Consider the following 19,641-nt stretch of genomic DNA (forward strand, 5'->3'; position numbering starts at 1 on the left):
GTAGCAAGATCGGCACAGGTCCGCGAAGTACGTCGGCTCCGCGACTGGGGCACGGCTGGGGCTCAGTGCGGTTACGTGGCGGTGACTATCGTGTGGTCAATAAGGTTGCGGTGCTCGACCCGCCGCGCGCCATTGCCTGGCTGACGGGGGAGGAGAAGGACGATGGTCACCTGGAGTTCGGCGGTTGGTTCTGGCGTTACGACCTGGTGCCGCTCGGTCCGTCCGAGACCGAGGTCACGCTCACCTATGACTGGTCGGCGGTGCCGCAGTACATCCGGGCGTACCTCCAGTTCCCGCCGTTCGGCTCTGAACATCTCACCAACTCGCTACACCACCTCGCTGAACTGACCTCCCGGACTTGAATGCCCGGCGGCTAGGCGCCTAGCGGGCGGCGTAGCGAATTACGGCGGGATCACACTCCCGCACCGATAGCCGCCAACCATCCCCCGAACGGTTTCGCTCGCCGCACAAAGCCAACGGCCCGACTACCTCGCCCCCCGCCCGTCCGCGCGGGTGCCGCAGCCTCATCGGCCTCCCGCGGAGGGACGCTTTCCGCCACGTGTCCAGGATACGACCGGTCTCGGTGTGCATCGGCGTATCACTCTCACACCGCGGCCTTCTCCGCAGTTCGGGCTGTCTGCTACGCGGTCGTATCTCGGGTTCGGCGGGTGGTGGCTGTGTCGCGGGGTCCGGGGAGGACCCCGCGATCAGTTGTGCTGCGCCCCGGCGTTGGTCAGGCGTTGAGGGCTGCGGTGATCTTGTGGGCCATCGCGGTCACGGCGGGGTTGGGCTGGGGCCTGGCGGTTCCGGCGGCGGCTTGGATCGCGACCAGGACGGTGGCGCGGAAGTTGTCGGCCTCGACCGGATGCTGCTGGCCGAGCAGACGCATGGCGGCGGTCAGGGCGGGCAGGACGTGGTCGGCGAGTTCGGGTACGGATTTGCCGGGCAGGTGGATGTCTTTGGTCTTGGCGGCCAGTACGTGCCCGACCAGTCCGGTTGCCGAGGTCAAGGCGATGGAGCCGTGGGTGGTGGCTTTGTGTGGGGCACCGGCGGCGCTCATCAGCGAGACTGCGCCGTAGGCGGCGGTGCGCAGGGTGGCCTTGTCCTGGTCGGTCAGGGTGATGGTGGACATGTCGTGTACTCCTCGAAATCGGTTGTGGCAGTGACTGGCTCCGTTGTCGGTGCCGGTCGCTGTGTTCGATGTACACACTCTCGCCGGACCGACTGACACCGCGCTGACACACACCTGGCGCTGCCCCTGACACCGCGCACGGCCACCGACGCACCGACAAGCCCCCTGGCAATTGATCGAATCGCAGCCCACGATTCCCGACAAAGCGACACCCCTGGACGGTGCAGCGGACTCGGGCAGCAGGGCGGTGCGTTATCGTCGATCCAAGGGACATGCCAGTTGCCCGACGGGCAGTCTGTCTTGGCGTCCAGCACTGACCTGAAGTGCGGTATCAGGGAGGAATTGTGGACATAACCGAGCTGATCCTCGACGACCACCGTGAGCAGCGGCGGCTGTTCGCGATCCTGGAGCAGATCGATCGCGCGGACACCGCCGTGCTTTCCGCGATCTGGGACAGGCTGGCCGCCTTCCTCGAGCTACACGCGCAGGCGGAGGAGGAAATCTTCTACCCCGTGCTGCTGCAGGCGGGTATCGAGGCCCGCCGCGCGGCCCGGGTGGAGGACGAGACACTCGACGCTATCCACGACCACAACGAGATCAGGGACGCGATCGCCGAGGTGGCGCGTCACAAGGTCGGCACCGACGACTGGTACGCGGCGGTCGCCGCAGCGAACTTGGCCAACAGCGACCACATGGCCGAAGAAGAACGCGAGGGCCTGACCGACTTCCGCCGCCTGGCCGGACTCTCGCAACGCCACCAACTTGCCGTAGCCTTCGCCGCCTACGAGGCCCGAAACTACGCCGGGGTAGAGCCGGTGGACAAGGATCCTGTCGACTACGTCCGCGCGGCAGAAAAAAACCTGGGAACCGCCACCACCGGATCACTCAGCGTCGGCAGCCTGAAGCGGAACTGACCCGGCAGCAGCAACCGGTAGGTGCGGAAAAGCGCCGTCGCGCAGCGCCTCTCGCCCGTGGGCCATGTCGACCGCCGGGCCGTAACTTTCGGTTCGTTGAGCGGAACGCTGTCTGGTCGAGGGCCTGGCTACCGGTGCCGTTCGAAGAGCTGCTGCACACAGTTCGAGAATGGGTCGCGACGCCGAAAGAAGATAGAGGTGAGCCGGACCGGAAACTCATGGCCTGCGCCACTTATTACCAGACTTACGTTTGGACCGGCACGACCTTGGACCCATGGGGTGCCGACTGTGACTGATTCATAATTGCCGCGGAGAGGCGCTGAGATGATTTTGATCATCAGTGATCGAAGGGACATCCACGCGTATTTCGTCGTCGTTGAACTGAAGGTGCAGATCTTTGCACCTTCTCCTGCGAAGACGGCTCCGTTGCGCAGAGCTCCGAGGTGCACGCGGTCTGGTACCGCAAGCCTGGCCTGCCTCGCCTCCATCCTGATACCGGACCCCACGAACGAGAGTTCGCTTTCGGTGAATCTCGCAAGGGTATGCGGGGGCTCTATGATGCACTTCGGCACGCGTATTGGATCAGTCCGCTGGACAACATCAACAAGGCATCGAACAAGCTGCGTCAGTTGCGCACGGCCGCTCGCTTGGGCTTCAACGTTCCCAAGACTGTTTACACAAATGATCCGACAACCGCGCGTGCATTCATAGCCAATAATGAAGGGGGTGTCATCTATAAGCCGGTAGGGGATGGGGCGCTGTTCGAGCGTGCGGGCAGGTGGGATCCGGGGACAGTCGTCGGCGAGATCTACGCATCATTGCTCGATAAGTCGACCGTTGAAGCAGGTATTTCCCGGTTTTCGGCGTGCCCGGTACTTTTTCAAGAGTACATCGAGAAAGATGTCGAGCTTCGCGTCACTGTTGTAGGCCGATCGGTCTTCGCGGCCGAGTTGCATTCCCAATCACATCAGGAAGCATCCGTCGACTGGAGACGAGGAGATGTGCTCACCATAGAACATCGCGTACACGAACTTCCCATCGCGGTGCGTCAAAAGTGCGTGAGCTTGGTCGAAGAGCTCGATCTGGAGTTCGGCGCCATCGATATGATCAAATGCAGAGATGGCCGCTATGTATTTCTGGAAATCAATCCCAACGGCCAGTACCTGTGGATCGAAGATATGACCGGGCTCAAAATCAGCAGAGCGATTGCTGAGCAACTCCAGCGCGGCCACGAGGAGGCAATTCGCCGCAGTCGTGCCTGTCAGATTCCGTGCTAGCTGCTGGTCGGCGGGGGAACCTCGCGTCGGCGGCGGGATGGTGTTGGTGATCTGCCAACATCGTCCCGTCGGTTCCGGCGCGGCCTCGCTGCGAGCAGGCCGGGTACCGGCCGCGAGCGGGTTCGCGACCAAATCCCCACTCACGCAACGCTATCGCTGAACCCGCTCGAACAGGGGCTGGAGGTTTCCGGCGCTGAGATTCCCCACATGACGCATTGACGTGGTTTGTTACCTCGGCGGAGCCTGGTCGCATGAATCACAAGCCATTCGTCCTCGGCGCCATTGCCGCCGTTCTCTTGATTCCCGCGACACCGGCGAGCGCCGGCGGACCCATCATTTCCGCGGGGACCTTCGCGCCGTGGCGGGACGGCGCCGTCGCCGTCACCTACGACGAGACGCTCGCCCCCGCCGGCAGCCGCGCCATGATTGTCGTCGTCAATGACGACAAGAAGTCCACAGCCATCCTGACCGTCAGCGGGCTCCTGCCGAACCGCGTCTACGGCTCACACGCGCACCTGAAGTCCTGTGGCCCGAAACCAGCTGACTCCGGCTTCCACTACCAGAACGTGGAGGACCCGAACGCCAAGGACAAGATGTCCATGGACGCGAGATATGCCAACCCGCAAAACGAGCTCTGGCTCGACTTCACCACCGACGAGCACGGCAGGGCCGCCCAGGTCTCCACCGTCGAGTGGACCTTCCGGAAGGGCCAACCCGGTTCAATCGTCTTGCACGAGAAGAAGACCGACACCACAGACGGCAACGCCGGCATGGCCGGCGCGAGGGTAGCCTGCCTGAGCGTCCCGCACTAGTTCCTCTCCGCCCGGTCACCACGCCGACCTCCAGTCGAACCCACACATCCACGACGGCAGCGATATCCGGCTCGGCAACGGCCGATACCCGATCACCGCCTGACCGATCCACTCGAGTCCGGCGCATGAACGTTATTGTGCAGTAGACGTTTTCGATGTTCCGATCGCTCAGCCGAGAGTGAATGTCGCGCGGCCCGCGATGTGCTCCAACTCTTGGGGCTGTGGATGGCTCATGTCGAGCGTGACGATCCAAGCTTCCACCCGCCCGGTGCCTGGCGCTGTGCCGAAACCGGTGATCACGCCGTCCGGCGCGTCGATGACGCCGTTCCCGTCGACGCGGTGCATCTGTCCGTCGCTGTAGCCGGAATCCAGGTTCCGAAAGCGCACCGCGACTCGATAAGGCTCGCACGACTGCCCGGTCTGGGTGATCTTCACTCGAACACCGAACGAACCGGACTGTGGCTGCGGCACGGTCTCGCCGTTGATGATCGCCGCGCAGTTACCGCCCGGGACTCGCGTGAGGGTCGGGGTGAACCGCACGACGGGGTCGGAGGGGATGGCGCTGGCGGATCCGGCGAACCCGACCACCGCGGCCGCGATCGTCACGGCGATCGCACCGGCCCGAACCGGGAACTGTTGTACGGAACCACGTTCAGACTCATGGCCGGTGTATCGGACTGAACCCGAGAGCCGTTACCGATCGCGGCGAAGCCGAAAGCGAGTCGGGATACCGGGTTTCACCGGAGGTCCGTCGGTAGGCACCGAACGTGGTTCCCAGGTGCGCCCGAAAGTGGCGGCGGCAGTTGACCGCCGAGGCGAGACCAACGCGAGCAACGATGGCTTTCGCCGAAAAGTCGGTCTGCTCCAACAGTGGTGCCAGTGATGCCGACACCCGAGGCGGCGATGGCAGAAATGTACCCAAGGATGTCTTTCCGGACTCTCGGCGCGGAGGTCGGCTTTCGGAACAGTGGTCGCATGAGTGAAACTCCGGAAGTGCTGAGGACTGCGGTTCAGGTCGACGATGAAACGGCCAGCTACCTGACCGTGGAACAGGATGGCCCCACCGTTTTGCTGCTGCACGGCACCTATTGGAGCCGGGTGTGGCTCCCGGTGCTCGACCGCCTCGCGGCGGCGGGTCTACGACCGGTAGCGGTCGATTTCCCCGGCCTGGGGCGCTCGGGCGGCGAGCTCACCCCGGAGACGGCCACGGTCCCGGCTCTCGCGGAATGGGTGCGGCGATTCGCCTCGGCGTTGCGGATCTCCGGGCCGATCGCCGTGGCAGGTCATGACATCGGCGGCGCCGTCGCCCAGCATCTGCTGGTCCACGATCGGTTCGACGTGTCCCGGCTGGCCTTGGTCAACTCCGTCGCCTACGACTCCTGGCCGTCGCCGCACGTGGCCCAGTTCCGGGACCCGGACCGCATCGCGGCGACCACCCCCGACGACCTACTCGCCGCCCGGCGGCAGGCGGTGACAACGGATCTGGCCGGTGCCGCTACCGAACAGCGAATCGCCGACTATCTGGATCCGTGGACCGATCCGCGGGTCCGCCGCTCCTGGCTGGCCATGGTGCGGGCGGCCGACAGTCGCTACACCCTTGATCTCGTTCCCGCGCTGCGACGGTCCACGGCGCCCAAATTGCTGATCTGGGGTGAGGACGACGCCTTCGAGAAGGTGGAGTACGCCGAGAAGTTCGTTACCGAGATCCCGCACGCCAGCCTGCACCGTATCCATCAAGCGGCGCACATCCCTACCGAGAACGCCCCTGGCCAGGTCGCCCGCGCCCTCATCGATTTCTGCACGACGTAAACCCCAGCACGACCGAAGGTTTGGGGCGACTGGAGGATTAGGTGGACCGAATCGCCTACGCGGGTGGTGTTCTGCCCCGGAACTATTGATGCCCGAGCACGACGTGCGGCCGGTACGGAGCCTGTAGCGTGGCGATCTCCTTCTCACTCAGCCGTATTCGCACTGCGGCAACTGCGTCCTCGAGATGTTTTGTCCTGGTCGCTCCGATGATCGGTGCGGTTACCCCCGGGCGACTGAGTAGCCAGGCGAGCGCGATCTGAGCCGACGGCAGGTCGCGCTCGGCGGCGACTGTGCGCACCGCGTCGACCACGTCGAAGTCGTCGTCGGTGTACATGGCGTCCGCGATGGGGTCGGAACCTGAACGCACGGTCGTCTGTTCGCCGCCACGTTCGCGGGAACCGGTCAGCAATCCACGTGCCAGTGGGCTCCACGGAATGATGCCGACACCCTGGTCTAGGCAGAGCGGGATCATCTCCCGTTCCTCCTCGCGGTAGGCCAGGTTGTAGTGATTCTGCATCGAGACGAACTTGGCCCAGCCGTGTGTCTCGGCGACGTGCTGTGCCTTGGCGAACTGCCAGGCGAACATGCTCGACGCGCCGATGTATCTGGCTTTTCCGGCAGAGACCACGTCGTTGAGCGCGTTCATCGTCTCCTCGATCGGAGTTTCGTAGTCCCAGCGGTGGATCTGGTAGAGGTCGACGTGGTCGACGCCCAGTCGGTCGAGCGAGGCGTCGATGGCGGCCATGATGTGCTTGCGGGACAAGCCCTTGTCGTTCGGGCCGGACCCCGTCGGGAAGTAGACCTTGGTGGCCAGCACGTAGTCGTCGCGGCGGGGAAACAGCTCGGCGAGCAACCGCCCGGTGATCAGCTCGCTGACGCCATCGGAGTACATGTCCGCGGTGTCGAAGAATGTCACCCCCGACTCGACGGCCTGCCGGACGATCGGCTCTGCGGCCTCCTCGCCGAGCATCCACGCCCACGAGTCGGGACTGCCATAGCTCATCATGCCGAGGCAGATCCGGGACACGGTGAGACCGGACGTGCCCAACCGGATGTATTCCATCAGTTCTCCTTGCTTTCCGGTATTTCCTGGTGAACCAAGACACCTCCGGCAATCAGCGCGATGCCGAGCAGCTCCTGGATGGTGGGGACCTGGGTGAGCACCACGATCCCGATCACCGTCGCGACCGCGGGCAGGATGCTCAGCATCAGTGCGAAGGTGTCCCGGCGTAACCGGGCCATGGCGAGTTGGTCGGTCACGTAGGGGATGACCGACGAGCAGATGGCCACGCCCACTCCGGCCAGCAGCGCCGCCGGGCTGGTGAAGGCGGGGACCGCGGCACCGAGGCAGAACGGTGTCGCGACCGCCGCGGCGATCAGCATCGCGGCACCGAGTTGGTCGATTCCGGCGAGCCCGCCGCCGGTGTTGGCGATCCGGTGGCCGAGGACCACATAGAGCATGAAAAAGGCGCAGTTGACGAACGCGAAGATGAACCCGAGCGGCTCACCGGCCAGCCGAATATCGACCAACGCGACCACCCCACTCACGGCGAGAACGAGGGCGATCACGTTGCGGCGGTTCCGCACTCCGATCGCGGCGAGCACGATCGTGCCGAGGAATTCGATCGCCCCGACGGTTGCCAGCGGCAGTCGCGCGATGGCCAGGTAGAACGTCGCGTTCATGGCCGCGAGCACCACCCCCAGCCCGAGCAGTACCCGCCGCTGCTCCGGTGCGAGGCGCCGGAACTGCCGCCATGGTCTGCGCCACACCGCGAATATTACTGCGGCACAGGCAATCCGCAGCCAGGCGACGCCGAGCACGTCCACCCGGGCGAACAGCAACACGGCGAAGGCGGGCCCCAGGTAGTGGAAGATCGCGCTGATGCCGAAGTACGCCGGCGCGGGCACCCGCGACGCCGTTCGCCGCGCGGCGATCTCGGGCGGTGTAGTCATGCGGAGTATCTTCCAAAGAAATACGCGCAGCCGGAATGGCACTATCCAGGAAGATGGCGTGAGTTGTCTGGAAAATTAAGGTCGAACGGCCGAGATGCCTTCACTGATCGATCTCGGCTGTTGGATGAGGTGAACGTGCGGTTGCTCAACGAGCTGCACGACAATCCGCGGCTGTCCATGTCCGAACTCGCTCGCCGAGTCGGCATGTCGGCGCCGGCGGTCACCGAGCGGGTGCAGCGGCTGGAACAGAGCGGCGTGATCACCGGCTTCCGGATGGAGGTCGACCCGGCCGCCCTCGGCATGCCCGTGACCGCGCTGGTCCGCATCCGCCCCGGCCCCGGCCAGCTGCCCAAAATCATTGCAGCGGCGCAGGATACCCCGCAGGTGGTCGAGTGCTTCCGCATCACCGGCGAGGACTGCTTCCTACTCAAGGTGCACGGTCCATCGATCGCTGAGCTCGAGGAGGTGCTCGACGCATTCCTCATGTTCGGCCAGACGACTACCTCGATCGTCGTGTCCGAACCGGTGCCGCGACGACCCCTGCCGATTCCCGTCCAGGACAGGCGATAGCGCCCTCAGCCGAGCGGTGGCGGGTCGACGCGCTCGAGGTGGGTCCAGCCGCGCCAGCCGCGGTGGGTCAGGAGCTCGATCAGTCGGCGGGTTGGTGGGGCGGTGTCGAGTGCGAGTGTGTCGAGTAGTGCGACCAATGTCGGTTCGATGTTGCCGCTGACGTAGTCCTCGCCCCGCTCGTCGGCGAGCTGAGTGAGGTAGGTGGCTAGTTTGTCGACCAGCTCGGTGAGGATTGGGTCGTTGTCGGTCTGGTCGAGGGCTTGGCTGAGGGTGAGGTAGAAGTCGATGAGTTGGGGGTGGGTGATTTGGTGCCGCTTGCGGGCGATCAACTCTGGGACTCGTTCGGGGGTGTGTGCGGCCAGTGGGATCCAGCCGTCGCGTTCGACCTGGACGATTCGCTCGTCGACGCCGAGTGCGCGTAATTGGTCGAGAAACTCGACTACCTCCGGTGGCAATGCCAGATTGTCGCCTGCGGCGAGGCGGGCGATTTGCCGGCGGTGCCGCTGTCGCTGCCGGATTTCCGCCCGCAGCCGTTCATCGATTTCCGCGACTGCTGTGGCGAACTCCTCCGTGTCGGCTCGGAGTAGCTCGCGCACGCGCGCCAGCGGGACCCCGGCCTCGGCGAGGGTCCGGATCTTTATCAGCTCGACCACGGCACCGGCGTCGTACCTGCGATAGCCGGAGTGGTCCCGCTCCGGCTCCGGCAGCAGGCCTTTGGCGTGATAGTGCCGCACCGCGCGCACGGTCACTCCGGCGTACGACGCCAGCTCGCCGATGGTCAGCATCGGTCCAGTCTCCCGGAGCTGGCAGCGGTTCAAGAACTCGCCTGGTCGACCGGAGTTCGCGCAGTCCGGATGAGCTGGGCGATTTCCGGTGCGTGGGTGACGACCAGTGCGTGCGTGGCATCGAGCCAGGAGGTGGCGATGTGTGGCCGCTCGCGGACGAGCCGTTCGATGCCGGCCCGCCAGAGCCGATTGTGCCGCGGTGCACGCCCTTCGGCGCTGTCACCGGCCATCGTGGTCGCCATGATCATGCGGATCGGACAGTCGATCTTGCGGTACCGCTCGATGATTCCGGATCCGACCACATCGATCTCGAGATCGATTCCGGACCGGATCACATCCAGCTCGAGATTGAGGTCGAGGATTTGCTGTGGGGTGAGCAGCACCTGATGCGAGGTGCCCCGCATGGTCTCCTGCCACGTCGCCAGGTTCTCCCACATTGCGCGGAACTCCGGCAGGTCGGCCTCGGTGATGAACGGTGCGGGCACCGGGACCGCGCCGTCGATGACAATGAGCTCGGCGACGCCGTGGGGATACTCGGCGGCGTAGTGCACGATCAGGTCCGCGCCGTACGAGTGGCCAGCGAGTATCGGTGCCGAGGGCAGGCCGCGGCGGGCCAGCTCCGCCAGCACGGCGACGAGATCGCCGAAGAAGGCATCGAAGGTGTACCGGTCCGCCGCCGAGGAAAAGCCGTGGCCGCGCAAGTCGAAGGTCACCACGTCGAAGTCGCGCCGCAACAGCTCGATGAGTTCGCGCAGTTCGGCTTGTGTGGAAGTCAGACCGGGGCACAGGACCAGCGTTCGCCCTGTGCCGCCGCGAGACACCGGGATCGTGACGCCAGCGTGGCGGACCGTGAAGTGCTCGGCTTTCGTAGTCATGCCAATCATGTTGAAGGGTTGACCCTGCGTCAGGGTCAACTGCCGGTTTCCGCGATCGCCGCCGAGCCGCGGGACTGGACTCGATCCTGCGGTCGGTCACCTCCTTTCGGGCGCGAGCGAGCCCACGACGTAATGGCCCCAGGTCTTGGGGCTTTGCGACGGGCAGCCCCACTGGCATCGTCCTCGGCCACCCTGCCGGTGGACGTGCCGTACTTCCGCCGACTCAATGCCCTCGGCTACGCGGTCGTTTCCACCGACTACCTCGGGATGAGCCCGGTCACCGATCAGGTGCACCCGTACCTGAACTCGCGCACCGAGGCCACCGCCACCATTGATATCGTCCGCGCCGCAAGGCAATTCACCGACACGGTGTCGAACAGCTGGGCGGTGTTCGGAGTGTCACAGGGCGGCCATGCCGCGCTGGCCACGGCCCGTCTGGCATCGACGTACGCGCCCGAACTCGACTTCCGCGGCGCGGCGGCATCGGCGCCGGGGTCTCAGCTCGAGTACCTTTTCCCGCTCGCCGGACCGCATATCCCACGTTCACCGCTGCTGGACAATTCGATAGCGGGCGCGGCGGTCCTCGTCAGTGCCTTCCTGGCCGGAATGTGGGCCACCGATCCGAGTTTCGACCTGACCCCATACCAATTCGACCTCGCCGGAACGGAATACGAGTACCGCACCTTCGACACCGATCACCAGGGGATCATGGGCCCAGGATTCGACGCCGGAGTGGAATTCTTACGCCGTGTCCTGCCGACCGGGTGGTAGTGGTCGGCAGGACCGGTTGTGGCACTGCGGCATCGGCTCGCTAGGCTGCGGCGGCGGTTTCCCGTTGCCGCTCCGCCCGGGTCGGCCAGCGCTGGTGTTCGGCGTCGATGACGTAGACGTGAGTGTGTCGGTAGTGGCGCTCGTCCACGCGGTCGGCGTCGGCCAGGCGGGCGGGCTCGATAGTGCCGACTAGATGCAGGTGGGTCAGCCGCTCGGGGTCGTGGCGTGGCCACATCCGCAGTACCACAATCATTCCCGCGCCTGCCAACACTGTCAGCGTTACCCAGGTGGTGGTTAGACCGGCGGCGGTGGTCAGCCATCCGGCGATCGGATAGGTGATCAACCAGGCCAGGTGCGACAGCGAGAACTGAGCGGCGAAGAGCGCGGGACGGTCGGCGGGTTGCGAGGAGCGGCGCAACACCTGACCGGTCGGCGTCAGCACTGCCGCGGTGCCCGAACCGATGATGGCCCACACCGCGATCGCGGCGCCCCATCGCCAGTCGCCACCATCGGCAACCGAGAGCGCGATGCCCGAGCCGAGTCCGATGATCAGTGTGCTAGCACCCGCGACCATCACCGGTCGGGCACCGACGCGATCGAGGACCCGGGGGAGCGCGAGCGCGCTGATCATGGTGCCGAAACCGTTGGCGGCCAGCAGCATTGCCACCCCGGGCTGGGTGCCGCCGAGGGTGTCGCGCACGTAGTTGACCGTATTGACCATGATCACCGATCCGGCGGCGGCGACCACCAGATTCAATCCGAGCAGGCCGCGCAGCCGCGGTGTGGCGGCGAAGATCCGCATGCCCACCGTGATCCGCTCCCGGAAGGATCCTCGAGTGGCAGCATCCGCGTTCGGGATGCGGGTGGTGATCACCAAGGCGGCCGAGACGGCGAATCCGATTGCGGTGCCGACGAAAAGCCAATGGAAGCTGATCACCGCCAGTGCCGCCGCGGCGAGCATCGGGCTGAGCAGGGTTTCCATCGTGGCGGCCAATTGCGCCGCCGAGAGCGCTCGGGTGTACTCGCGCTCGTCGGGCAGGATGTCGGGGATGATCGCCTGGTAGGTGGGAGTGAAAGCGGCCGAGGCGGTTTGCAGCACCGCGATCAGAATGTAGATCTGCCACACCTGGTCGATGAAGGGCAGTGCCAGCACTACCGCGGCGCGAATCATGTTGAGCGTCACTAGAAATGGCCTGCGGGGGAGCCGGTCGGCATAGGCCCCCACCATCGGCGCGACCGTCACGTAGACGAGCATCTTGATGGTCAGCGCGGTGCCGAGGACCGCGGCCGCCGCGCCTCCGGCGAGTTCGTAGGCGAGCAGCCCGAGCGCGACGGTGGTCAGTCCGGTGCCGAACAGGGCCGACACCTGGGCGGTGAACAGTCGGAGGTAGTCACGGTGGTGGAAGAGGGTGGCGAACATGGGCATGGAGCGCATCGGAAACACTTCCTAGGTACAGGTGGTGGCGGGTCACGGGCGCTGGGACAGTGGCACGCGCACATAGGGACTCCTCTCCGGAACGGATGCGCCCGCTCAACAGGTTTCGCTGATCAGGCGTCGACGGTCGGCAGGGTGAAGGCGGCCGTGCGGACGACGTCACCGTGCTTGAAATCCAAGAACAGCCGGTACATTCCGGGCCCGGGCACGGCCGTATGGAAAGTGACGTCTGGACCGGGTGCGGTCACCCCGTCGCCGGGTTCGCCGTTCGGGTGGACGTGCGCGTAGGCCAGATCGCCCGCGCGCAGGATCACCAAGTGGCCGTAGGCCGCCAGGTAGGGCTGCAGATCGGTGACCGGTGCCCCGTCCTTGCTCACGGTGAGCGTGAGCAGTCGACCCGCACCCGGGACCAATTCGCCGTCGAGGGTCACCTCGTATCCGTCCACGAGCGCGGTGCGCGCGGCCTGCGGGGCGGGGCGCGGCGCGTATCGGCCCGCTACGGCGAGATCCGCGCCGAGGGTGATGGTCTTGCCGAGCGCGCGCGGGGCGATATCGGTGAAGACGCGATAGGCGCCCGCGGCGGGGAGATTCAAGCGCACGACCCAGGTACCGTCCGCGTCGAGCTGCGGATGCACGTGCCAGAAGCCGGTCAGCTCGCGCTGCACCACGATCAGATGTAGCGCGCGATCGTGGATGGCGGTGTAGTCGGTGACCGGCTTGCCGTCCGGCCCGAGGATCCGGAACCGGAAGTCGATCTCCCCGGTCTCGGTGATCGGCTCCGTGAGCTGCAAGGTGTAACCGTCCTGGGTGATCAGGAGCCCGCCCGGCAGTCCACCGCCGTGCCCGGCATGGGCAGCGGGAGCCGGGTGGGCGGTGTGGTCGTGGTGATTGGTATGGGTCTGCGTGGTCATTGTCGTGGCCTTTCCGATCATGTTCTTTCTACGCTCAGAAACATATACCCCCATGGGGTATATGCCAAGCCGGTGTGTTGCGCCTCACTTGCCGCCTGAATGAAGACTGTTGTTGCCGGGTTACCGACATCTCGTGGCCGACCTGCGGGCAGCGGGACCAAGGCGAAAATGTGTGCGGCTGAGTGTTATTGCTCGCCGGTGAGCGGCAGTATGGAAGGCGGGCTACACCTGGGGGTGCCATGAACCACAAGTCGCCGGGACGTAACAAGCTGGTTCGGTATGCGCTGAGCATGCTGACGGCAGTCGTGGCGATACTTCTCGGCTGGGGCGCTGCGGTTGCCGCATTCTTCGGAGTGGGCTTCGTGACTGCCGCGATACCGGTTCTCTTGGGGGCGGCGATGTTCGGCGGTTTCCTCGTCTCGTGGGCGGCCGTCCGGATGATCGCGGGGTTCATGCGCCTTCCGCGCGCACGGTGGGTGGCCACCGGCGGCGCGGCCGCTGGTACCGCGGCGTTGCTGCTTGTCGCGTCGTTCATCGTTCTTCGTCCGCTGCCCAGTACGCCGGAGGCGCGGCAGGCGATGGAGCCGCCTGCCCGGGTTCAATATTGGACGCTGGCAACGGGATCGACAGTTGCGGTGCTCGAGATTCCGGCCGGAGGCCCGCCGCGCTCGGCCCCGATCGTCGTCGTCGGGGGCGGACCGGGGGAGGGGAATGTCGCGGACCGGTCCCTGACCGGATTCTTCGAGCGGTTCGCGGCGCTCGGCTACGACGTCTATTTCTACGATCAAATCGGCAGCGGCTTGTCCGAACGATTGAGCAACCCAGCGGAATACACGGTCGCTCGACATGTCGCCGACCTCGACGCACTTCGGCAACGCATCGCCGCCGACCGCATGATCCTGCTGGGTTCGTCATGGGGTGGCAGCCTGGTGGCGAGTTATCTGGCGCGCCATCCTGGTCGAGTCGATTGTGCGATCTTCACCTCACCGGCGCCGATCGACTATGCGCAGTGGCGCGATACCGATACCGGGTCGCCATCGTCACGGCTACCACCGCGACAGCGACAGGAAGCCGACGCACTGCTGCCCGGTTCGCCGCGGTTCATCCTCTGGTATCTACTCGGCGGCATCAATCCACGAGCCGCCCACAATCTCATCTCGGATCAAGAGGCCGACAGCTACTTCTCCACCTATCTGCACCTGGTTGCCCCCGCCATGGTCTGCGATCCGGCGAATCTGCCGACCGACCCGATGACCGGGTACGGCCTCTACGACAACGTCTTCACCGTCCGCGACGCCCGATCCGGCGGACAAAACCAAGTCCGCGACGCCCTCGCCGACGACCCGACACCGTCGTTGATCCTCACCGGACCATGCAATTACGTGCCATGGGAGGTGACCCGCCAATATCGGACCACCTTGCCCAACTCGGCTCTGGTGTGCCTGCCGAATTCGGGCCACGTCATCTATCTCGACCAGCCGAAGCCCTACTTCGACACCATCCGCTCATTCTTGCTGGACCAACCGCTCCCCGTCCCACCCTGGACCTCCACCCAGCCCTGCTGAACAAGGCGGCCTGGAGGTATCAGCTGTCGGCGACGGCTGTTCGGCGCCGCAATCGTGCCGCGAGCCACAGCACGACGCCGTAACCGAATGCCGCGTCGGCGGCGGATACGAGAGCAGCCGTGGGGAATACGATGGCGTGCCGCAATCCCGCGTCGGCGAGGGTGCGAATGCGAGCCAAAATCTCTGGGAGAGTGCCGATTACGAGCCAGTCGTGCAGCACTTCGTCGGGGACTTCCGCGATTGCCTCCTGCACCTCGGCCTTGGTGAGCTGGTGCGGCATCAGATCGATCAGGCCGCGGAAGCCCTCTCCGAAAGGGTGTTTCGTGCCGTAGCGCGCCCAAACCGCATCCGGTGCGAGCAAACCCAGGTAGCGCACGGCCGGGGCGCGCAGCAGTCGCCGGATCCCGGCATGGGTGCGCGCGGTGAGCATTTGGATCATCTGGGCGGGGACGATCACCTCGGGGTCGCGTCCGGCCGCGCGGGCGGCTGCGTGGACCAGCTTCAGTCGACGCTCGTACTCCTGCGGCGACATCGTTTCCCACGGATACCAGCCGTCGGCGTATCGCCCCGTCAGTTCGAGCATCCGAGGCCCGTGCGCGCCTATCCACAGCTGCGGCATCCGGTCCGCCGGAGCCGTCAAATCCATTGGTGCCCGGTCGATTCGGTAATAGCGTCCGGAGTAATCGAGGTATTCCGCCGCGGACAGTGACGCGCGAATGACCTGTAGTGCCTCCTCGAGGCGATCGACCGGCCGATTCCAGGTGAACCCGTACGGGTCGAGATTCTCCCGTTCGCCGGACCCGATCCCCAGTATGGGCGGCACCTTCGTCATATGCGCCAGCGTGAGAAACGTCTGCGCCAGCAGCACCGGATGCCTGCGGTGCGGATCGGTCACCCCGACCCCCAACTGCACCCGCCCCGCCCCGGCGGCCAGATGCGCCAGCAGCGGCGCATAGTCGAACTGCTCGTCCGGACTGCGAACCGTCTTCGCCTGCGGGGTGAAATCGGTGTCCCAGATGGCCCGCGGAAACACACTGATCAAATGATCCGGCGCCAGCACCGAATCCAGCCGGCCCAGCCGAGCCATCCGCACCACGAAGCGCGCAGCGCCCAGCGGCGGATTGACGCCGGTGAGCGTGCCCACTGCGAACGATCGCGAATCCTGCGAGTGCGACACCGTGGTCTCCTTTCGACCGGCATGCCCGCATCAGGCACCCCACCGATTATCCCGTCGGCCCCCGCGTGCGTCCGGTGATTCCACCGGCTCGATCACAGGAGCGGAACCTGCTGCGCGCGACTACGAGCCGTGCGCGGTCGAGTGGCGACGCTGGGGCGCATCTATCGAGGACTAGTGCACTGAACGTGTCGATCGCGGGTTGCGGCAGGATCGCGTTCGCTCGATGAGACGAGTCAATCCATCGGCGGCACTGTCGTTTCCAGCGGTGCGCCGAACCAGCGGGAGAGTGCTTCGCGCAGCGCGGGCGCGGCGATGTCGGTGGGTTGGTCGAGGGGTGCGGCCCAGGCGATGTGGGCGTCCGGGCGGATCAGGAGGGCGTCGGCTGGTCGGTGATCGGTTTTGGCCGGGTGGATCTCGATGCGGTGCTGCCAATGTCGGGCGATCTCGCGCAGGTCCGGGCGGTCGGCGAGGTCGAGGAGGATGGGCCGGGCGGTGTGCATGAGTTCCGCGACGCTGGTGATGCCCTGGTCGGTGTGCAGGGGGAGGTCGGGTGCGAAGGTGCCCGCCAAGGGGTGGTCGGACCCGGGCATCGGGTAGCGGATGTCGGTGGCGCCGACCAGGGCTCCCATGCGACGCAAGGCCGGTTCGTCTACGAGCAGTTCCTGGAAGACTTCCCGAAGTGCTTCGGCGGCCGGGTCCTGTCCGCGCCGCAGTGCCGCCTGGGCTCGGGTCTGCAGCCGTGCGCGTGCGCCGGCGAAGTGGCGTTCCTCGTGATAGGTGTCCAGCAAACCCGCCGGGGCCCAGCCGTGGATGTCGGCGCCGAGTTTCCAGGCTAGGTTGACCGTGTCGGTCATGCCGACGTTGAGCGCGGTGCCGGTGGCGGGGAAGAGATGGGCCGCGTCGCCGGCCAGCATGATTCGTCCGTCGCGGTAGCGTTCGGCCTGCCGGTCCTTGAAGGTGTAGCGGGTCAGCCGAGTGGGTTCTCCCAAGGGCAGATCCGAGCCGAGCACGCGGCGGGCACTGTCCGCGAGCTCGGTCAGGGTCAGCGGCTCGTCGTCGTCGTATTCGGTGGACTCGTCTTCGGTGGTTTGCAGGAACATCACCCCGGCGTTGACCGCGAACGCGAACACACCGCGGTCTGTTCGGGTGAAACCCGCATGGATCGTTCCCAGGCCGGGGACGTCGATATCCCCGTTGTCGAGCACGGTCACCGAATCATGCACGGTGACTTGCGCAAGCCTGTTGACCTCTGGATATGTGGTGCCGGAGAACGCGATTCCGGCCATGTCGCGGATTCGGCTGCGCCCGCCGTCGCAACCGACCAGGTATCGGGCGGTCACCCGGTACGGTCCAGCCGGGCCGCGCACGTCCGCGGTCACCGTGGCATCGTCCTGGCTCAGTCCGGTCACTTCGTGTCCGCGGCGGATGTCGGCGTCGAGTTCGCGCGCGTGTTCGTCTAGCAGTCGTTCGATTTCCAGCTGGGGGATCGGCAACGCCCGCATCGGCGGATCTTCGAGGTGCTTGAAGTCCAGATAGATATTGCCGAACGGGAATCGAGGAGCCAGATGGGGGTCGCTGCTGGCCGCTTCGAATCGGTCGAGCAAGCCTCGATAACGCAGCAAGTCGAGTATTCGCCCGCCGAGACCGCTGGCCTTCGGGGTGTCGCGGGGCTGTGGCCGGCGCTCGAGTACCAGCGTCCGCACTCCGGTCAGGCGCAGCTCACCGGCCAGCATCAGGCCGGACGGGCCCGCGCCCACGATGATCACGTCGGTGTCCGTTACTCGCAATTCGGTACTCCCATTTCCACAGGTTCTGGCGTCAGCCGGGCAATTCTGCGGCACGGCCCGGGTCTTGCCGCAAGCCCCCCGGTGCGCTATAAGTTGAGAATGGAGAGGAGTAAAGTGCTCTCCTTTCACTTTGCGCTCCGCTGTGGACCGGCAACTCCTCCAGCACCAACCAGGCCGCCGAGCACGGTGTCGCATGATCAACGGGACATGGCTGCGCCATTTCGCGAGTGCGGCCTCGGTGATGTCCCGTTGATCAGGCGGCCCAGACTGGTCTGGGCCGTACCCCTGGGGTCCGGGTCATCCATCGAGGAAACGCAGCAGCTCCGTAGTGACGAACTGGGGGTTCTCCTCGACGAGCCAGTGCCCCGCATTCGGCACATCCACCGCGCGCACGATGTTGGTTATGCGCGGGGCTGCGGTGGCTCGGACCGGGTCGAGCTGGCCCTGGGCGGCCATGAGCAAGGTCGGGACAGCTGTCGGTGCTGCCGCGATGGTGTCGCCGACGTCCTTGTCGAGGGCGCGGTAGAGCTCGAAGCCGCCCGACAGTGCCTCTGGTCGTCGGTAGGTCCGGGCGTACTCGTCGATTTCGGCGTCGGTGAACGGAGATCGATCCGAGGTGCCACCAAAAGCGGTCCCGCCGAACGAGACTTGGGGATAGAACAGCGCCAGGTACTCGCGGACGTCGTCGCTGACCACCGTCTCCGGGACTCGGCGTTGGGAGTGGAAAGCGATGTGCCAGCTCATTGACCGGTAGGTGGACGCGTCGATCGCGGGCCCTGGTAATGGCAGGTCGAGGTAGCCGAGGCGCGCGGTATCGGCGGGGAACTGGCTGGCGTACTGGAATGCCACCGCGGCGCCGAAGTCGTGCCCGATGACGCGGGCGTCGCGCACGCCGAGCCGGTCGGCGATCAGGGTGTGCACATACCGCGCCAGCGTGGCTTTGTCGTAGCCGGTCGGCGAGCCGGTGCTGTCGCCGAGGCCGGGAAGATCGATGGCGTAGACGGTGTGGTTTCGGGCGAGCGCCGGCATGATCGGCCACCAGCCGAACCAGGTCTGCGGCCAGCCGTGGAGCAGTACCACGGGCGGGCCGCTGCCGCCGGTCACGTAATGCATACGGACGCCGTCGACATCGGCGAACTCGTGCCGGAAGGTGCTCTCGAACTGCGGGTCGCCCTGGGTGGCGACCGCGTACGGGGGAACGTCGTCGGCCGCCGGGGTGGCGCAAGCCGCGGTGCCGATGGTGAGTAGGACGGTGAGCGCGGCGGTTGCCAGCGTCCGCGCGGATGGGCGGGAGCGCCGCGACAACGGCCGTGGTGCGGTGATCGTTCGTTCCTGTCCTGGAAGGTGATTGGAGTCAGCGCCCGGTCGCGCCGTCGATCAGTTCGCGGAGGATGTCCGCGTGACCGGCATGGCGGCCGGTCTCCTCGATCATGTGGGTGAGCGCCCAGCGAACGCTGGGAGCGGGGCGGTCCGGCCGCGGGCGGGGGATCGGTGCGCCGAGGTCGGTGCACCCGTCGATGACCTGGTTCGCGCGCTCGACCGTCGTGCGATAGCGGGCGACAACGTCGGCCACGCTGTCCGCCGGTGCGGCCTGGAATGTCGCCTGCCAGTTGGTGACTCGGTCCCCGAGGAAGGTCGAGCGCTCGACGAAAGTCAGGTGGTTGAGCAGGCCGAGCAGGTTCGTGCCCGACGGCACTCCGGCTGTTCGGACTTGTGGTTCGGGCGCATCGTCGACCTTCGCGACAATCGAGTTCCGGAGGTAGTCGAGAAATCCGCGCAGGATTTCGATTTCGCTGCTTCCGAGCCGGGGCGGTGGGATGTCGCGGCGGCGGGCGGCGGTGGGCATGGGGGTCTCCTTCGTCGGGAGC

At 66.0% G+C, this 19,641-nt stretch carries 19 protein-coding genes and 2 pseudogenes; 9 read left to right on the forward strand and 12 right to left on the reverse strand.

The genetic code is table 11. The features are described from left to right. Positions 1-80: 80 nt before the first annotated feature. Positions 81-362 (forward strand): annotated as a pseudogene (locus ACFK0J_RS14920) (polyketide cyclase); the annotation flags it as partial. Between the two features lie 371 nt (positions 363-733). Here ACFK0J_RS14920 and ACFK0J_RS14925 read toward each other — a convergent pair. Beyond that, entirely contained in the window at positions 734-1,132 is a 399-nt protein-coding gene (locus tag ACFK0J_RS14925) for a hypothetical protein (RefSeq protein WP_378740523.1), read from the reverse strand. A gap of 344 nt (positions 1,133-1,476) precedes the next feature. On the opposite strand from ACFK0J_RS14925, the gene ACFK0J_RS14930 reads away from it, so the two are divergent. The 4 genes and pseudogenes from ACFK0J_RS14930 (at position 1,477) to ACFK0J_RS14945 (ending at position 4,135) form a co-directional block, all read left to right on the forward strand. After that, positions 1,477-2,046, forward strand: a complete 570-nt coding sequence (locus tag ACFK0J_RS14930) for a hemerythrin domain-containing protein (RefSeq protein ID WP_378740525.1) — start codon at positions 1,477-1,479, stop codon at positions 2,044-2,046. Positions 2,047-2,477: 431 nt separating this feature from the next. Further along, positions 2,478-2,636 (forward strand): annotated as a pseudogene (locus ACFK0J_RS14935) (MvdC/MvdD family ATP grasp protein); the annotation flags it as partial. Between the two features lie 30 nt (positions 2,637-2,666). Next, positions 2,667-3,323, forward strand: coding sequence for a hypothetical protein (locus ACFK0J_RS14940; protein ID WP_378742845.1), 657 nt, complete (start codon positions 2,667-2,669; stop codon positions 3,321-3,323). Between the two features lie 251 nt (positions 3,324-3,574). Beyond that, positions 3,575-4,135 (forward strand): superoxide dismutase family protein, encoded by a 561-nt coding sequence (locus ACFK0J_RS14945; RefSeq protein ID WP_378740527.1) that lies wholly within the window; start codon positions 3,575-3,577, stop codon positions 4,133-4,135. A 168-nt stretch (positions 4,136-4,303) separates the two neighbouring features. On the opposite strand, the gene ACFK0J_RS14950 is transcribed toward ACFK0J_RS14945, so the two are convergent. After that, positions 4,304-4,741: a hypothetical protein gene (locus ACFK0J_RS14950; RefSeq protein ID WP_378740529.1), complete on the reverse strand. Its 438-nt coding sequence runs from the start codon at positions 4,739-4,741 to the stop codon at positions 4,304-4,306. A 369-nt stretch (positions 4,742-5,110) separates the two neighbouring features. Between ACFK0J_RS14950 and ACFK0J_RS14955 the strand changes: the two genes are divergently transcribed. Further along, positions 5,111-5,944, forward strand: a complete 834-nt coding sequence (locus ACFK0J_RS14955; protein ID WP_378740531.1) for an alpha/beta fold hydrolase — start codon at positions 5,111-5,113, stop codon at positions 5,942-5,944. Between the two features lie 82 nt (positions 5,945-6,026). Here ACFK0J_RS14955 and ACFK0J_RS14960 read toward each other — a convergent pair whose 3' ends face one another. Together ACFK0J_RS14960 and ACFK0J_RS14965 are read right to left on the reverse strand one after the other, a co-directional pair. Next, positions 6,027-7,007 (reverse strand): aldo/keto reductase, encoded by a 981-nt coding sequence (locus tag ACFK0J_RS14960; protein ID WP_378740533.1) that lies wholly within the window; start codon positions 7,005-7,007, stop codon positions 6,027-6,029. Beyond that, positions 7,007-7,897: a DMT family transporter gene (locus ACFK0J_RS14965; RefSeq protein ID WP_378740535.1), complete on the reverse strand. Its 891-nt coding sequence runs from the start codon at positions 7,895-7,897 to the stop codon at positions 7,007-7,009. The genes ACFK0J_RS14960 and ACFK0J_RS14965 overlap by 1 nt, the downstream gene beginning before the upstream one ends. Before the next feature lie 129 nt (positions 7,898-8,026). Here ACFK0J_RS14965 and ACFK0J_RS14970 point away from each other — a divergent pair, with 129 nt between their 5' ends. After that, a complete protein-coding gene (locus ACFK0J_RS14970; RefSeq protein WP_378742846.1) occupies positions 8,027-8,467 on the forward strand; it encodes an Lrp/AsnC family transcriptional regulator in 441 nt (146 codons plus the stop codon). Positions 8,468-8,472: 5 nt separating this feature from the next. Here ACFK0J_RS14970 and ACFK0J_RS14975 read toward each other — a convergent pair whose 3' ends face one another. Both ACFK0J_RS14975 and ACFK0J_RS14980 read right to left on the reverse strand, forming a co-directional pair. After that, positions 8,473-9,252 (reverse strand): MerR family transcriptional regulator, encoded by a 780-nt coding sequence (locus ACFK0J_RS14975; RefSeq protein WP_378740538.1) that lies wholly within the window; start codon positions 9,250-9,252, stop codon positions 8,473-8,475. A 29-nt stretch (positions 9,253-9,281) separates the two neighbouring features. After that, positions 9,282-10,127, reverse strand: a complete 846-nt coding sequence (locus tag ACFK0J_RS14980) for an alpha/beta fold hydrolase (RefSeq protein ID WP_378740540.1) — start codon at positions 10,125-10,127, stop codon at positions 9,282-9,284. 153 nt (positions 10,128-10,280) lie between these two features. On the opposite strand from ACFK0J_RS14980, the gene ACFK0J_RS14985 reads away from it, so the two are divergent. Continuing rightward, a complete protein-coding gene (locus tag ACFK0J_RS14985) occupies positions 10,281-10,898 on the forward strand; it encodes a lipase family protein (protein WP_378740542.1) in 618 nt (205 codons plus the stop codon). A 40-nt stretch (positions 10,899-10,938) separates the two neighbouring features. Here the strand turns inward: ACFK0J_RS14985 and ACFK0J_RS14990 are convergent, their stop codons facing one another. Continuing rightward, positions 10,939-12,333, reverse strand: a complete 1,395-nt coding sequence (locus tag ACFK0J_RS14990; protein ID WP_378740544.1) for an MFS transporter — start codon at positions 12,331-12,333, stop codon at positions 10,939-10,941. A gap of 113 nt (positions 12,334-12,446) precedes the next feature. Beyond that, the gene (locus tag ACFK0J_RS14995; protein WP_378740546.1) at positions 12,447-13,244 is read right to left on the reverse strand and encodes a hypothetical protein; all 798 of its coding nucleotides are present in this window, start codon (positions 13,242-13,244) and stop codon (positions 12,447-12,449) included. A 239-nt stretch (positions 13,245-13,483) separates the two neighbouring features. Here ACFK0J_RS14995 and ACFK0J_RS15000 point away from each other — a divergent pair, with 239 nt between their 5' ends. Continuing rightward, on the forward strand, positions 13,484-14,809 hold the full coding sequence (locus ACFK0J_RS15000) for an alpha/beta fold hydrolase (protein ID WP_378740548.1): 1,326 nt from the start codon (positions 13,484-13,486) through the stop codon (positions 14,807-14,809). Between the two features lie 19 nt (positions 14,810-14,828). Here ACFK0J_RS15000 and ACFK0J_RS15005 read toward each other — a convergent pair whose 3' ends face one another. The 4 genes from ACFK0J_RS15005 to ACFK0J_RS15020 all read right to left on the reverse strand — a co-directional run bounded on the left by ACFK0J_RS15005 (position 14,829) and on the right by ACFK0J_RS15020 (position 19,619). Next, positions 14,829-15,986 (reverse strand): LLM class flavin-dependent oxidoreductase, encoded by a 1,158-nt coding sequence (locus ACFK0J_RS15005; RefSeq protein ID WP_378740550.1) that lies wholly within the window; start codon positions 15,984-15,986, stop codon positions 14,829-14,831. Positions 15,987-16,219: 233 nt separating this feature from the next. Then, positions 16,220-17,773 (reverse strand): FAD-dependent monooxygenase, encoded by a 1,554-nt coding sequence (locus tag ACFK0J_RS15010; protein ID WP_378740552.1) that lies wholly within the window; start codon positions 17,771-17,773, stop codon positions 16,220-16,222. A gap of 297 nt (positions 17,774-18,070) precedes the next feature. Further along, positions 18,071-19,078 (reverse strand): alpha/beta fold hydrolase, encoded by a 1,008-nt coding sequence (locus tag ACFK0J_RS15015; protein WP_378740554.1) that lies wholly within the window; start codon positions 19,076-19,078, stop codon positions 18,071-18,073. Positions 19,079-19,127: 49 nt separating this feature from the next. Beyond that, positions 19,128-19,619 carry a DinB family protein gene (locus ACFK0J_RS15020; RefSeq protein WP_378740556.1) on the reverse strand — a complete coding sequence of 164 codons (492 nt, stop codon included), beginning with the start codon at positions 19,617-19,619 and terminating at the stop codon, positions 19,128-19,130. Between the last annotated feature and the right edge of the window lie 22 nt (positions 19,620-19,641).

The sequence above is a fragment of the Nocardia brasiliensis genome, from assembly GCF_042691675.1.
Classification (GTDB): Bacteria; Actinomycetota; Actinomycetes; order Mycobacteriales; family Mycobacteriaceae; genus Nocardia; species Nocardia brasiliensis_D.

Coding starts and splice junctions, on each gene's coding strand:
- ACFK0J_RS14925 (WP_378740523.1), bottom strand. CDS start 1,132: ATGTCCACCATCACCCTGACCGACCAGGACAAGGCCACCCTGCGCACC.
- ACFK0J_RS14945 (WP_378740527.1), top strand. CDS start 3,575: ATGAATCACAAGCCATTCGTCCTCGGCGCCATTGCCGCCGTTCTCTTG.
- ACFK0J_RS14955 (WP_378740531.1), top strand. CDS start 5,111: ATGAGTGAAACTCCGGAAGTGCTGAGGACTGCGGTTCAGGTCGACGAT.
- ACFK0J_RS14960 (WP_378740533.1), bottom strand. CDS start 7,007: ATGGAATACATCCGGTTGGGCACGTCCGGTCTCACCGTGTCCCGGATC.
- ACFK0J_RS14965 (WP_378740535.1), bottom strand. CDS start 7,897: ATGACTACACCGCCCGAGATCGCCGCGCGGCGAACGGCGTCGCGGGTG.
- ACFK0J_RS14975 (WP_378740538.1), bottom strand. CDS start 9,252: ATGCTGACCATCGGCGAGCTGGCGTCGTACGCCGGAGTGACCGTGCGC.
- ACFK0J_RS14980 (WP_378740540.1), bottom strand. CDS start 10,127: ATGACTACGAAAGCCGAGCACTTCACGGTCCGCCACGCTGGCGTCACG.
- ACFK0J_RS14990 (WP_378740544.1), bottom strand. CDS start 12,333: ATGCGCTCCATGCCCATGTTCGCCACCCTCTTCCACCACCGTGACTAC.
- ACFK0J_RS14995 (WP_378740546.1), bottom strand. CDS start 13,244: ATGACCACGCAGACCCATACCAATCACCACGACCACACCGCCCACCCG.
- ACFK0J_RS15000 (WP_378740548.1), top strand. CDS start 13,484: ATGAACCACAAGTCGCCGGGACGTAACAAGCTGGTTCGGTATGCGCTG.
- ACFK0J_RS15020 (WP_378740556.1), bottom strand. CDS start 19,619: ATGCCCACCGCCGCCCGCCGCCGCGACATCCCACCGCCCCGGCTCGGA.